The 14,815-nt window shown below is 71.3% G+C and carries 10 protein-coding genes; all 10 read left to right on the top strand.

Translation table 11 applies throughout. The features are described 5' to 3' along the window. Positions 1-65: 65 nt before the first annotated feature. The 10 genes from ACWDBE_RS22795 (at position 66) to ACWDBE_RS22840 (ending at position 14,811) form a co-directional block, all read left to right on the top strand. Positions 66-257, top strand: a complete 192-nt coding sequence (locus ACWDBE_RS22795) for a hypothetical protein (protein ID WP_402399431.1) — start codon at positions 66-68, stop codon at positions 255-257. A 46-nt stretch (positions 258-303) separates the two neighbouring features. Then, positions 304-492: a hypothetical protein gene (locus ACWDBE_RS22800; protein ID WP_449808892.1), complete on the top strand. Its 189-nt coding sequence runs from the start codon at positions 304-306 to the stop codon at positions 490-492. 22 nt (positions 493-514) lie between these two features. After that, positions 515-703, top strand: coding sequence for a hypothetical protein (locus ACWDBE_RS22805; protein WP_449808893.1), 189 nt, complete (start codon positions 515-517; stop codon positions 701-703). A 22-nt stretch (positions 704-725) separates the two neighbouring features. Then, positions 726-914, top strand: coding sequence for a hypothetical protein (locus ACWDBE_RS22810; RefSeq protein ID WP_449808894.1), 189 nt, complete (start codon positions 726-728; stop codon positions 912-914). 22 nt (positions 915-936) lie between these two features. Then, positions 937-1,128, top strand: a complete 192-nt coding sequence (locus tag ACWDBE_RS22815) for a hypothetical protein (protein WP_449790592.1) — start codon at positions 937-939, stop codon at positions 1,126-1,128. Positions 1,129-1,336: 208 nt separating this feature from the next. Continuing rightward, the gene (locus tag ACWDBE_RS22820) at positions 1,337-1,759 is read left to right on the top strand and encodes an XRE family transcriptional regulator (protein ID WP_449790593.1); all 423 of its coding nucleotides are present in this window, start codon (positions 1,337-1,339) and stop codon (positions 1,757-1,759) included. A gap of 110 nt (positions 1,760-1,869) precedes the next feature. Continuing rightward, positions 1,870-2,385: a ParH-like protein gene (locus ACWDBE_RS22825; RefSeq protein WP_449808895.1), complete on the top strand. Its 516-nt coding sequence runs from the start codon at positions 1,870-1,872 to the stop codon at positions 2,383-2,385. Further along, positions 2,378-3,556 carry an MAB_1171c family putative transporter gene (locus ACWDBE_RS22830; protein WP_449808896.1) on the top strand — a complete coding sequence of 393 codons (1,179 nt, stop codon included), beginning with the start codon at positions 2,378-2,380 and terminating at the stop codon, positions 3,554-3,556. The genes ACWDBE_RS22825 and ACWDBE_RS22830 overlap by 8 nt, the downstream gene beginning before the upstream one ends. Before the next feature lie 282 nt (positions 3,557-3,838). After that, positions 3,839-8,206: a LamG-like jellyroll fold domain-containing protein gene (locus ACWDBE_RS22835; protein ID WP_449808897.1), complete on the top strand. Its 4,368-nt coding sequence runs from the start codon at positions 3,839-3,841 to the stop codon at positions 8,204-8,206. An 89-nt stretch (positions 8,207-8,295) separates the two neighbouring features. After that, positions 8,296-14,811 (top strand): RHS repeat domain-containing protein, encoded by a 6,516-nt coding sequence (locus ACWDBE_RS22840; RefSeq protein ID WP_449808898.1) that lies wholly within the window; start codon positions 8,296-8,298, stop codon positions 14,809-14,811. Positions 14,812-14,815 lie beyond the last annotated feature (4 nt).

Consider the following 14,815-nt stretch of genomic DNA (forward strand, 5'->3'; position numbering starts at 1 on the left):
CCGGAACCCCGGTCGGCCACCCGGCCGCCCGGTCGCGCAACCACCCACCGAAAGGCAGGACCGCCATGAGCGACGACAGCATCGCCCGCGCCTGGAAGGACCCGGAGCACACCGCCCGCGCCACCGCCCCCGCCCACCCCTCCGGCGAGGTCGACCTCGGCCTGATGGTCGGCGGCCTCTCCGACGAGGAGGGCGGCAGCGAGGCCCTCGGCAGCGCCGGCTGCTGCCCCACCTGGGCCACCGGCACCCACTGCTGACGGCCGGCCCACCTCCACTCCCGGAACCCGAAACGGAAGGAACGCCATGAGCGACGAGGACATCGTCCGGTCCTGGAAGGACCCGGAGGCCGCGCACACCGCCCCCGGCCACCCGCTGGGCGAACCGGACCTCACCACCCTCACCGGCGGCGAGCAGGAGATGACCATCTTCGACATGTGCAGCAACCAGACCGCGTGCGGCACCTGCGGCAGCCTCAGCTACGGCTGCTGCTGACCGGCCCGGAAGGAGTCGAACCATGAGCGCCGAGGACATCGCCCGGTCCTGGAAGGACCCGGAGGCGCACACCGCCCCCGGCCACCCGCTGGGCGAACCGGACCTCACCACCCTCACCGGTGGCGAGGAGCAGATCACCGTGTACGACATCTGCACCACCAACATCACCGGCTGCGGCACCTGCGGCAGCTTCAGCTTCGGCTGCTGCTGAGCTGACCGGAAGGAGTCGAACGATGAGCAACGAGGACATCGTCCGGTCCTGGAAGGACCCGGAGGCGCACACCGCCCCCGGCCACCCCCTGGGCGAACCGGACCTCACCACCCTCACCGGAGGCGAGGAGCAGATCACCATCTTCGAGATCTGCGCCTCCATGCAGACCGGCTGCGGCACCTGCGGCAGCTACACCCTCGGCTGTTGCTGAGCGACCGGAAAGGAGTCGAACCGTGAGCGACGACGAGGTCGTCCGGTCCTGGAAGGACCCGGAGGCGCACACCGCCCCCGGCCACCCCCTCGGCGAACCGGACCTCACCACCCTCACCGGAGGCGAGGAGCAGATCACCTACAACGACCTCTGCGGCGACACCGACCGCAGTTGGTGCGGCACCTGTGGCAGCTTCAGCTACGGCTGCTGCTGATCCGCGGGCGCCCCTGCGCACAGGACGTCGGGTCCGGCCCTCTCCCCGGAGGGCCGGGCCCCCGTTCGTTCCGGCGTTCGTTCCCGTGTTCGCCCCGGGGGACCGTTGCCGGGAGGCGGCACCACGCCCGAAGCTACGATGGTTACCCGGCGGCCGGCCCCGTGCTCCAGCGTCGCCGGGACCGGAAGTGACGGCGCAGGAGGCGGAGATGGCGGAAGCCGGGGCGAGCACGCTCGCCGAGAAGATCGAGGCGCTGTTCCGCACGGTCCGGCGCCCCAACCGGGAGCAGTACAGCAACGAGGACGTGGCGCGCGCCTGCCGCGAGGCCACCGGCGAGACCTTCTCGGCCACCTACCTGTGGCAGCTGCGCACCGGCAAGCGGGACAATCCGACCAAGCGCCACCTGGAGGCGCTGGCGGCGTTCTTCCACGTCTCACCTGCCTACTTCTTCGACGACCGCCCCGAGGAGATCGTCGCCGAACTCGCCCTGCTGGAGGCGCTGCGGGACGCCGGTGTCCGGAACATGGCGCTGCGGGCGGTGGAACTCTCACCCGAAGCCCTGGACACGGTCTCCGATGTGATCGAGACTATCGCTCGCCGGGAGGCTGCCAGGGGCAAGTCCTCCCAGTGAGCACGACGTGGTGCCGCCGAGGAGGCACCCCGCGACGGTTGACCGGCCACGTCGGCCCCGGCGGATAGGCGAGGCGCGCATTGCGGTGGATCCGACGGCACGGCGGAATGATGCGGCGCTGCCGCGCGATCAGCGAGTCGCTCGACCTCCCCGACCCGTTCGACGCCGCCGAGCTCGTCGCCCGCCTCGCCCGCGACCGCGGCCGCCCGATCGACCTGATCGCCGTCCCCGCGAAGCCCGGTGCTCCCTGCGGACTGCTGGTGACGACCGGTCAGGCCGACTACATCGTGTACGCCGAGGACACCAGCGAGGTGCACCGCCAGCACATCCTGGTGCACGAGTACGCCCACCTGCTGCTGGGCCACGCCGACAGCCCCTCACCCGACCCCGGGCTCACCCGCGGCCTGCTGCCGCACCTCTCCCCGACGATGATCGGGAAGGTCCTGGGGCGGACCGTCTACCTCGAACCCCAGGAACAGGAGGCGGAGTTGCTCGCCTCGCTGATCCTCAAACGGGCCCTGCTGCCCGGCGGCCGTCCGTCCGGCGCCCAGTCCCGCGACGCCGAGTGGGCGCACCGGCTCTCCCCCCTGCTGGGCACCCGCCGCCCACCGGACCCGCATGACTGACCCCGTCCTCGCCGGCGCCGCGGTCCTGCTGCTCGGCCTGAGCACGTACCGCTTCTTCGCGGGCGGGCGCCGCGGCCGCACGGCGGCCCTGCGCCACACCTGCTGCTTCGCCTGGTGCTTCGGCGCCTTCCTGGCGCTGATGGCCGGTCAGACCCGGGCGGACATCGACCACGGAACCGGCCTGGTGGGCCTGTCCGGCATGTTCGCCGACCACCTCAAGATGGGCTCCGCCGGGTTCCTCGCGCTGACCGCCGTCTCGCTGCGCCGTCCCGCGGACGACGCCCGGGCGCCGCGCCTGCGCCTGCGCCAGGCCGGCACCGCCCTCGCGGTCCTCTCGGCGACCGCCCTGTTCCTGCTCGCCGGGATCCGCGAGGACGGCGGCCAGATGGTGGCCACCGGCGCGTTCGGCCCGGTGGCGCTGGCCGGCTACGACCTGGTCATCACCGGCTACGTGACCTGCTGCCTCGTCACCCTGGCGCGCCAGACGCTGTCCTGGACCCGCCAGGCCGACACCACGGCCCTGCGCACGGCCCTCGGCCTGATCACCCTCACCACCGCCGTCGGCCTGCTCTGGGCGGCGTGGGGGTTCGACGACGTCCTCGGCGCCCTGCGCTCGGGCCGCCAGCTGACCACCGAGGATCCCGTCTCGCTGGTGCTCGGACGGCTGTGCGCGGTCCTGCTGCTGGCCGGCGCCACCACCCTGCTGTGGGCGCGCGCCGGCCGCGCCGCCCGGCGCTGGCGGACCGCGTACCGCAGCTACCGGTCACTCGGGCCGCTGTGGCGGGCGCTGCACGCGGCGTTCCCGCAGATCGCCCTCAGCTCCGGCCGGATGCCACCGGCCGACGCCGAACTCGCGCTCTACCGCCGGGTCATCGAGATCCGGGACGGACTGCTGATCCTGCGCCGCTACCGCACGGCGGAGCCACCGGCGGGGGCCGGCGGCGCGCCCCGCGGCACCGAGGCCGCGGCGCGGGCCGAGGCCACCAGGATCGCGGACGCCCTGACCCGCGCCCGGGCGCGGGATCCCGACGACAGCGCCCCCACCGCGGCCCCTCCGGCGGCCGAGCCCCACCTGCCGCACGTCGGCGGCATGGAGGCGGAGACCCGCTGGCTCGGCCAGATCGCCCAGGCCCTCCGGACCCTGCCGCCCCGGGCCGCCGGGCCCCGCTGAACCTCGCGCGGCGCCCGAACACTCTGTTGACCAGCATGGTTACCGTTCGTTACCGACCCCCGAGTCCAGAACCGGACTCTCCGACCTCTTCCTCGGATGTGAGTTGCGCCACAACGAGTCAGACGGTTTATCCGTTTTTGACTGAGCTGCTCCCCTTCTGACGGTGCATCGGCGCGAGCGTGGATCCTCACGGCTTTCTCATGAACCTTTGACAGTCGTTTAAGCGTCCATGAAGATCCGCTCAAACTTCGCCCAGATACCGGAAGTCGGAGCTTACGCACAGTGAGAACAGCAGCAAGACGGTCGGGCGGCCTGCTCACCGCGGCACTCGCCGCGGTCGCGCTGGCCGCGACCGCGGTGGCCCCGGCCGCCGCCGCAGTCCCCGGCGGAACACCGCCACCCGGCGTGACGGACGCCCAGGACAGCGCGGAGAGCCTGGCCGTCAAGGAAGCCGCCCGCACCGGCAAGCCGGTCGAGGTGCTCGCCAAGCGCGGCGAGTCCAGCGACACCGTCGCCCAGCCCGACGGCAAGCTGAAGACCACCACCTACGTCCAGCCCAAGAGGGTGCGCAAGAACGGCACTTGGGTGGACCTCGACCCGACGCTGCAGACGCTGCCCGACGGCGCCGTCGCCCCCAAGGGCTCCACCGCCGACCTGCGGTTCTCCGGCGGCGGCAGCGAGCCGCTGGTCCGTATGGCGCGGGCCGGCAAGGAGCTGAAGCTCAGCTGGCCGAAGCCGCTGCCCAAGCCGAAGGTCACCGGCGCGACCGCCGAGTACACCTCGATCCTGCCGGACGTGGACCTTCGGCTGTCCGCCACCAAGACCGGGTTCACCCAGGTCATCGTGGTGCGCACCCCCGAGGCCGCGAAGAACCCCGAGCTGGACCGGCTCCGGCTCGGCCTGCACGGCGACGGCCTGACCGTCAGCCAGGAGGCCGACGGCACGCTCAAGGCGAAGGACCCGTCCGGCGGCGGCACCGTCTTCGAGGCGCCCGTCCCGGTGATGTGGGACTCCTCCAAGCCGGCCACCCCGGCCGCGGCCCCCGCAGCCGCCGCCCCCAGGACCCTCAAGGCCGCCCCGCAGGCGGCACCGCAGGCCGAGGCCCCGTCCGCCCCCGCGCAGGACGACCCCGCCGTCTCCGGCTACGGCGACCTGCCCGGCGAGGGCGCGAAGATGACCCGCCTCAAGGTCGACCTGCCCAAGGACGGCCTGGTGCTGTCCCCCGACCAGGCCATGCTGGACGCCCCGGACACGGTCTACCCGGTGATGATCGACCCGGCGTGGAACACCCCGCACGCCGGCGACTGGGCGGGCGTCTCGCGCACCTACCCGAACCAGGCGTACTGGCACTTCACGTACAACAGCACCTACGTCCACGACTGGGGCGTCGGCTACTGCGGCGACACCTCGCGGTGCGCGCCGACCGACGTGAAGCGGGCGTTCTTCCAGGTGCCCAACCCGTTCGCCGGCAAGCAGATCCTCAGCGCCACCTTCGGCACCTACGAGAGCTGGTCGTACTCCTGCGACGCCCGTCCCGTCGAGCTGTGGAACACCGGCTACATCTCCCCCGGCCTGAACTGGAACAGCCAGAACGCCTCCGGGTTCTGGGGCCGCTACCTGCAGACCATCAACACCGCCAAGGGCTGGAGCGGAAGCTGCCCCGGCGGCTGGCTGGAGTACGGCGCGGACGGCGCGGTGCGCAACCTCGTCCAGGACGCCGCCAACTGGGGCTGGCCGACCATCACCTTCGGTCTGAAGGCCCAGAACGAGGGCGACACGCTCGCCTGGAAGCGCTTCACCGACGACGCCTACCTGTCGGTGTACTACAACCTGCGGCCCAACCAGATCCCGATGTCCGACATGACGATGTCGCCGGGCTCGGTCTGCCAGTACCCGGGCATCAAGATCAACAAAATGCCGCAGGTCACCACCCGGGCCACCGACCCGGACGGCGAGGCCATCGGCGTGCAGTTCGCGGTCGGCTGGGACGACGGCACCGGTCTGCGCCGCCGCTGGTGGTCCACCGGCTCGGAGGACGCCGCGCCGGGATGGGACACCTTCAAGGCCTCCGGCTCGATCTTCTCCTGGCCGTTGCCGACCAACCTCCCGCAGAACCTCCAGCTCGACTGGGAGGCCCGCGCCTGGGACGGCGCGCAGTGGGGGCCGTGGTCCTCCGACGGTGACCCGACCGGCTGCTACTTCATCGTCGACACCTCCGCCCCGGACGGCCCGGCGATCACCTCCAACGCCTATCCGGGCTCCAAGGACGCCACCGCGGCGCTCCCGTGGACCGACGGCGTCGGCCGCACCGGCCAGTTCACCCTCAAGTCCGCCGCCACCGACGTGGTCAAGTACCAGTGGGGCCTCGACACCTCGCCGTCCGCGGCGAACGAGGTGGCCACCAGCGGTGGCGCCGGGCAGACGATCCGCGTCCAGCCGCAGACCGCCGGCGTCCACTTCGTCTCCGCCCGGGCCGTCGACGGCGCGGGCAACGCCTCGCAGCCCGAGACGTACTACTTCAACGTCCTCGCCGGGCAGCCGCAGCGCGCCGGCTGGTCGATGGACGACAACCCCGGCGGCACCGCTGTCACCGGCACCGGCGGCAGCTTCGACACCGCCCTCGGCTCCGGCGCCACCCCGGGAGCACCCGGCCACCTCAACGAGGGCCTCTCCCTGGACGGCACCTCCAACGCCTACGCCGAGGCCTCCTCCGCCGTCCTGGACACCTCCCGCAGCTTCACCGTCTCCTCCTGGGTCAAGTTCAACGGAGGCGACTACAACCGCGCGGCGGTCAGCCAGAGCGGCCCGGACTACTACGCCTTCCAGCTCGGCATCGAGAACGTCGGCGGCGTCTCCAAGTGGGGCTTCAAGGTCCAGACCGCGGCCGGCAACCAGGACGCGACCACGATCGGCGTGCAGTCCGCCGACCCGGCGACGACCGGCGCGTGGACCCACCTGACCGGCGTCTGGAACGCCGACGCGAAGACCATCCAGCTGTACGTCAACGGCACCCTCGCCAAGTCGGCCGTCGTGGGCACGGTCTGGGACGGGCACGGCCCGCTGGAGATCGGCCGCAACCGCTGGAAGGGCCAGTGGGTGGGCAACTGGCCCGGCTCGATCGACGAGGTCCGGGTCTGGGACCGCTCCCTGAGCACGACCGAGGTCGCCGACGTGGCCGCGGACAAGCAGCTCGCCACCGGCCGCCCGGCCAAGGCGGTCTGGCACCTGGACGGCGCCTCCGCCAAGCCGGCCGGCACCGCCGAGACCGACAACCTGACCGCCTACAACGGCGTTGCGCTCGGCCAGCCCGGCATCGCCGACAAGGCGATCCACCTGGACGGCGTGGACGACTACCTGCGCGGCACCCGCCCGCAGGTCGACGGCAGCCGGGACTTCTCGGTCTCCGCCTGGGTGAAGCTGCCGGCCCCCGCCGCCAACGACACCACCGCGAAGATCGCCGTCACCCAGATCGGCCAGCACAACAGCGAGTTCTCGCTGTACTACTCCACCTACTGGAAGCGCTGGATCTTCGGCCGCTACAAGGAGGACACCTCCGCCGACACCCTGGTGCGCACCTGGCAGCCCGACTGCACCCCGGGCACCCAGATCAACGGCGCGCCCTGCTTCGCCGGCACCACCGGCGAGTGGACCCACCTGCTGGGCGTCTCCGACACCGCCGCCAAGAAGCTGCGCTTCTACATCAACGGCTTCCTCGTCGGTGAGTCGGACTACACCCAGAACGCGCCGTGGGCCAACCCCGGCCCGCTGCAGCTCGGTGCCGTCAACCGCGAGGGCGTCAACGGCGAGTTCTTCGGCGGCGACATCGACGACGTGCGGGTCTACGACCGCGTCGTCACCGGCCCGGAGGCCGGCGCCCTGGTGCAGCAGCGCCCGCAGCTGGCCGGCCGCTGGAAGCTCTCCTCGGCCACCGGCACCCCGGCCGTCACCCCCGACGAGGGCCCGGCCAAGGCCGGCGCCCAGCTCGGCGGCGGTGCCTCGATCAAGGCCGACGGCGGCGTCCTGCCCGTCCCCGGCACTCTGCTGCTGGACGGCACCACCGGCTACGCGGCGACCGCCTCGACCCCGCTGCACACCGGCCAGAGCTTCACCCTGGCCGGCTGGGCGAACACCGCGGGCGTCCCGGCCCGGAAGATGACCGCCCTGTCGGTCGCCGGCGCCAACAACAGCGCCGTCGCCGTGCGCTGGGTCCCGCTGGGCAACGACGCCACCGGCCAGCCGTACGGCCAGTGGCAGGCCGAGGTCCGCGACTCCGACGCCACCGGCGCGACGCGCACCCTGACCGCGCACAGCTCCGCCGTCTCCGTCATGGAGAACTGGACGCACCTGGCGGTCAGCTACGACGCCTTCACGGACCGGCTGGTCCTGTACGTCAACGGCCAGGTGGAGAACCAGGGCTGCCCGGACGGCTCGACCGGCTGCACCCCGCACATCTCCTGGACCACCGCCCCGCAGCCCTTCGAGGCGGGCGGCGGCCTCCAGTTCGGCCGGAGCAAGGACTCCGGCGCCTGGGGCGAGTACTTCTCCGGTGAGCTGGACGACGTGTGGCTGTACCAGGGCGTGCTGAGCCCCGCGCAGATCACCAAGCTCGCCGACTACAACGTCGAGCTCGCCACCTCCACCGGGGTCTGATCCCCCCTCTCTCTGCGGGCCGGGCGGCTTCCTGCCGCCCGGCCCGTGGTCCGTCACACCCGTTTCACCCCTCAAGGAGTTGTTTCCCCATGAGCAGGAAGAGGTCGGTGCCCCGGCCGACCCGCTCCAGAGTGTCCGCGGTCATCGCGGGCACGCTGGTCGGGTCGCTGCTGCCGGCACTGCCACTGGCCGCCGTCGCGGCGGCCGCGGAACCGTACACCAAGCCCTCGGCGGTCTCCCCGGAGAAGCCGGTCAAGGGCTCGGACTCCAAGACCAAGGACCGCAAGGCCGACACCACCGTCAGCAGGACCGACGGCAAGCACGGCGCCCTGCCCGCCGCGGGCAGCGCCACCGTCGACGTCCCCGGCGAGAAGGGCAAGGCGGTCAAGGCCGGCAAGCTGCCGGTCGCCGTCTCCTCCTCCGGTGCGGCGGGCAAGGCGAAGGTCGAGCTGCTCGGCCAGGACGCCGCCACCAGGGCCGGCATCAACGGCGTGCTGCTGACCGTCTCCGGCGCGGACGAGAACAGCGGCCTGGCCGTCGACTACTCGTCCTTCGCCCAGGCGGCGGGCTCCGGCTTCGGCTCCCGGCTGAAGCTGGTCCGCCTGCCCGAGTGCGCGCTGACCACCCCCGACCTGCCCGAGTGCCGGGTGCAGACCCCGCTGCCGGGCGGCAACGACGTGGCGAAGCAGACCGTCGCCGCGGACGCGCTGACGGCGGCCCCGGCCGGGTCGATGCGGCTGGCGTCCGCGCCGGGCGCCATGGTCGTGGCGGCCACGGCCGGAACGGCCGGGCCGAGCGGCGACTACAAGGCGACGCCGCTCACCTCGGCGTCCTCCTGGTCGACGTCCCTGAACAGCGGATCGTTCAGCTGGTCGTACGACATGCCGCTGACGGCGATGCCCGGCGGGCTGACCCCGAAGATCGGCCTGTCCTACAACTCCGGTGCGATCGACGGGCGGACGGCCAACAGCAACAACCAGGCCTCCTGGGCGGGCGACGGCTTCGAGCTCTCCCCCGGATTCGTGGAGCGCAGCTACAAGGCCTGCGCGGACGACGGTGCGCCCAAGACCGGCTCCGCCAGCCCGGGCGACCTGTGTTGGGCCACCGACAACGCCACCATCAGCTTCGACGGGCACTCCGGCGAACTGATCCCGGTCTCCGGCGACGAGTGGCGGATCAAGGGCGACGACAACACCAAGGTCACCCGCGTCCGCGACAACGGCCGGGGCAACGGCGACAACGACGGCGAGTACTTCCGCGCCACCACCACCGACGGCACCAACTACTACTTCGGCTACAACCGCCTGCCCAACTGGAGCGCCGGCAAGCCGGAGACCAAGTCCGTCTACACCGTGCCGGTCTACGGCAACAACGCGGGCGAGCCGTGCAACGGCGCCGACTTCGCGTCCTCGTGGTGCCAGCAGGGCTGGCGGTGGAACCTGGACCTGGTGGTCGACGCCCACGGCAACGACATCACGTACTGGTACACGCCCGAGACCAACAACTACGGCCGCAACCTGAAGGCCACCGACCGCACCCCCTACATCCGCGGCGGGCGCCTGGACCACATCGAGTACGGCCAGCAGCAGGGCGACATCCACTCGGCCACCGTCAAGCCGATGGGCCGGGTCGAGTTCGGCACCGCCGAACGCTGCCTGGAGAGCAACGCGGCGCTCTGCGACCCGGCGAAGATCGACACCAACCGGCAGTACTGGTACGACACCCCGTGGGACCAGAACTGCAAGGACGGCACCGACTGCACCGGCCAGAACTCGCCGACCTACTTCACCCGGACCCGCCTCACCTCCGTCACCGCCAAGACCCTCCAGGCGGACGGGAGCTACGCCGCGGTCGACACCTGGAGCCTGACCCACAAGTGGGGCACCGCCGACTTCGACTACCAGCTGCTGCTGGACTCCATCCAGCACACCGGCTCCTCCGCCACCCCGGCGATCGCCCTGCCCAAGACCGGCTTCGCCTACAAGCAGATGGCGAACCGGCTCGACAAGGTCGGCGACGGCCGCATGCCGTTCATCAAGCAGCGGCTGGGCACCATCACCGACGAGCAGGGCGGCCAGATCGACGTCAACTACTCGGCCGCGGCCTGTGACTGGAACAACCTGCCCACGCCGCAGAGCAACACCACCCGCTGCTTCCCGCAGATGTACCAGCCGTCCAACGACGTGCCGGTGACCACCGAGTGGTTCAACAAGTACGTCGTCGACGCGGTCATCGCCACCGACCGCACCGGCGGCGCACCCGACATGGTCACCCACTACACGTACCTCGGCGACGCCGCCTGGCACTTCGACGACGAGGACGGCCTGACCCCGGCCAAGCTCAAGACCTGGTCCCAGTGGCGCGGCTACGCCCACGCCCGGGTCGAGACCGGTGGCGTGACGGGGATGACCACCCAGGCCGACCACTGGTTCCTGCGCGGCATGGACCAGGACCGCAACAACCCCGCCGACAAGAACAGCAAGCGCAGCGTCACCGTCGACGACGGCCAGGGCACCGTCCTGACCGACGACCAGGCCTGGTCCGGCTTCGAGTACCGCAGCGAGCAGTACGACAAGCCCGGCGGCGTGGTCCTCTCCAAGTCCGTCAGCACCCCGTGGAAGAAGGAGACCGCCAAGCGCTCCAACGACTGGGGCACCACCACCGCCAACCTCACCGGCACCCAGGCGAGCAGGACCTTCACCTCGCTCGACAAGGGCGCGGGCGCCGCCTGGCGCGAGACCCGCACCTCGACCTCCTTCGACGACTACGGCCGTGCGACGCAGAGCGAGGACCTGGGCGACGTCGCGGTCGGCACCGATGACACGTGCACCCGCACGACGTACGCCGACAACACCGCGGCGTGGATGCTGACCGGCAGCATCCAGGTCGAGACGGTCGCCGCCAACTGCTCGGCAGCCGTGAACCGCGACACCCAGGCGGACGGGACCTCCGCCGTCCTGTCGGACGTCCGCACCCGCTACGACGGCCAGGCCTACGGCGCCGCCCCCGTCAAGGGCGACGTCACCACCGTGCACACCCTGAAGTCCCGCTCCGGCAACCGGGCCACCTACCTGGACGGCACGACCCACTACGACGCCTACGGCCGTTCCGACAGCACCACCAAGCTGGCGTCCACCACGGTGTTCGACACCACGGGCACCACGGCACCCGTGACCACGGCCAGCCCGCTGGCGCAGACCACCACCACCGGCTACGCCCCGGCGAACGGCCGGCCGACCAAGGTCACCACGACCGGACCGCCGGTGGTCGCGGGCAACCCCGCCACCGCCATGGTCTCAGTCGCGGACGTCGACCTGCTGCGCGGCCTGACCATCGACACCGTCGACGCCAACAACCGCCGCACCGACACCCTGTACGACGCACTCGGCCGCACCCTCAAGGTCTGGCTGCCGAACCGCTCCAAGGGCAGCGGCCAGACCCCCAACCACGAGTTCGGCTACACGGACAACGACGGCCAGATCCGCGTCGTCTCCACCAAGGCGCTCAACGCCGACGGCTCCCAGGCCACCGCGTACACCCTGTACGACGGTTTCGGCCGGGCCCGTCAGACCCAGTCCCCCGGGGACAACGGCGGCCGGGTCCTGACCGACACCTTCTACGACGAGCACGGCCAGGCCGCGCTCGCCTACGCCGGCTACTACGCGACGGGCGCGCCCTCCGGCACGCTGTTCAAGGTCGAGGACGCCACCGGCGTCGAGACCCAGACCGCCAGCACCTTCGACGGCCTCGGCCGCGTCGTCAAGTCCACCACCCTGGCGGGCAACGGCGTCGGCACCCCGATCGCCACCACCCTCACCGAGTACGACGGCGACCGGGTCACCGTCACCCCGCCCCAGGGCGGCACCCCGTCGACGAGCATCAAGGACGCCCGCGGCCGCACCACCGAGATCCGCCAGTACCGCGGGGGCTCCCCCGGTGGCGCCTACGACACTATCCGGTACGGCTACGACCAGGCGGGGCACACCACCCAGCTGACGGACCAGTACGGGACGCAGTGGAGCTGGACGTACGACCAGCAGGGCCGACAGGTCAAGACCGTCGACCCCGACTCCGGTACGTCGGTCAGGACCTATGACGACCGCGGCCGACTCGCCACCAGCCGGGACGGCAACAACCAGACCCTGGCCTACGTCTACGACAACCTCGACCGCCAGATCGAGCTGCACTCCGGGTCCGTCTCGGGCCCGCTGCTCACCTCGCAGACCTGGGACCCGGCCGGCAACAAGGGTCTGATCTCCTCGGCCACGCGGTACTCCACCGTCGGCGGCGCCACCTACCCGTACACCACGACCTGGTCGCTGTACGACGCGCTGGGCCGCGCGAACCGCAGCACGCTCAGCGTTCCGTCCGTCCCCGGCCAGGAGGCCCTCGCCGGGAACTACATCAGCGGCACCACCTACCGGCTCGACGGCAAGCAGCAGAGCACCAGCTACCCGGCGGCCGGCAACCTCGCGGCCGAGTCGGTGGCCTACGGCTACGACTCCCTCACCCGGATGATCACGGCCGAGGGTCTGAGCAGCTACCTCACGAACCAGACCTACAGTCTGACCAGCAAGCCGCTGCAAAGCACCCTGTCCGACGGGACCGCGAACAAGCAGCTCTACGTCACCAACGCCTACGAGTGGGGCACCCAGCGGCTGGCGTCCAGCCGCACCGACCAGTACGGCCAGGCGAACCCGCTGCGCGCGGCCGCGTACACCTACGACCAGTCCGGCAACGTCACGTCGATCACCGACACCTCGCGCTCCGGCACTGACCGGCAGTGCTTCCAGTACGACTACCTGGCCCGGCTCACCGAGGCGTTCACGCCGAGCGGCACGGGATGCCCGGCCAAGCCCGACGCCAAGGCGCTAGGCGGCCCGGCGCCGTACTGGACCAGCTGGCAGTTCAACCCCGACAGCACCCGGGACACCCAGACCCGGCACGACACCACCGGAGATCCCGCCAAGGACGTCACCACCAAGTACAACTACCCCGGCCCGACGGCCGCCCAGCCGCACACGCTGAAGAGCACCAGCGGCACCGGCGTCCTCGCCGAGACCGCCGGCTACGACCCCGCGGGCAACACCATCGCCCGCCACCGGGACCTCACCGCCGGGGCCACCAGCGACCAGGCGCTGACCTGGGACGCCGAGGGCAAGCTCGGCAAGGTCGTCGACACCGTCAAGAACGGGCCCGTCACCAGCACGAGGACGACGGAGTACCTGTACGACCCCAGCGGCAGCCGACTGACCTCTCACGTCCTGGACAGCGCGAACCCGAGCGCCGAGAGCTGGACGCTCTACCTCGGCGCCACCGAGCTGACCCTGACCAAGGGCGCGGCCAAGCCCACCGCCACCCGGTTCTACTCGCTCGGCCAGGCCTCGGCCGTGCGGACCGACGACAACAAGGTCGCCTTCCAGGTCGCCGACCACCACTCCACCGCCGAACTGAACGTCGACGCGGCCACCGGAGCAGCGGCCCAGAAGCGGACCACGCCGTACGGCGAACAGCGCGGGACGGCTCCCGCCACCTGGTCGGGCAACCACGGGTTCCTGGGCGGCGTCAACGAGCCCACCGGTCTGGTCCACCTCGGAGCGCGCGACTACGACCCGTCCCTCGGCCGGTTCCTCAGCATCGACCCGCTGTTCGACCCGACCAGCCCCAAGGAGCTGAACGGGTACGCCTACTCGGGCGGCAACCCGACCAGCACCAGCGACCCCGACGGCCGCAAGATGTGCGCCGACGACTGCTCCGGCAACGACATGGCGCTGCACGGCTGGGTCGGCATGAACGGCGTCTTCCACGAGCCGACCATGGGCGACCAGTGCGTCACCCACTGCACCGACGACGGTGACGACGACGAGGTCCCCAGCACGCGTGGTGGCGGTGGCGACGGCGGATCGCCGTCCCCGACCAAGACCACCAAGGGCACCGCGGAGAACCGCAAGAAGTGGCACGAGGCCCGCGTGGCCTGGCTGATGCAGCCGGACAACCCGATCATCGGCGAGTACCTGGAGAAGATCCGGGAGATCAACAAGAAGTACTGCCACCGCTCCGCCCGGGACGGCTGCGGCTTCGCCAACATGGCGCAGGACCTCGTGGACCGGAACTACGTCGAGGACATCGCCGGCCGGATCGACGAGTCCGAAACCCCCTTCGACGAGGACCGGTTCAGGACGCTGACCAAGAAGGGGAGCAACCTCACCACCTGGTCGCTCAGCAACAGCGAGTACGCGATAGCCTTCCAACTGGCTCAGGGCGGATCCCACGTCAAGGCGACACTGGACGACGGCGGAAAGTCCGGAAAGGGTTTCGACGCCTGGGTCGACGGAGTGCCGTCCGAGTTCAAGGAGACCAAGCCCGGACCGAACGCCGTCCACGACAACATGAGGAAGTCCAACGGGAAGGGTGCGGTGCGTACCTACATCCGCATGCCGGACGACTACTCCGCCAAGACCGCCATGGCGAGCCTGGACGACTACCTGCGCAGGCGGAGTTCGGACTTCCAGGAGTACCACATCTGGGCGGCCGGAGACCCGAGCGGCTGGAGCATCAGCGGCACGATCGGTGGCGGCTACAAGTGCAAGGGCCACGGGTGCTGAGACC

The sequence above is a fragment of the Kitasatospora sp. NPDC001132 genome, assembly GCF_053598415.1.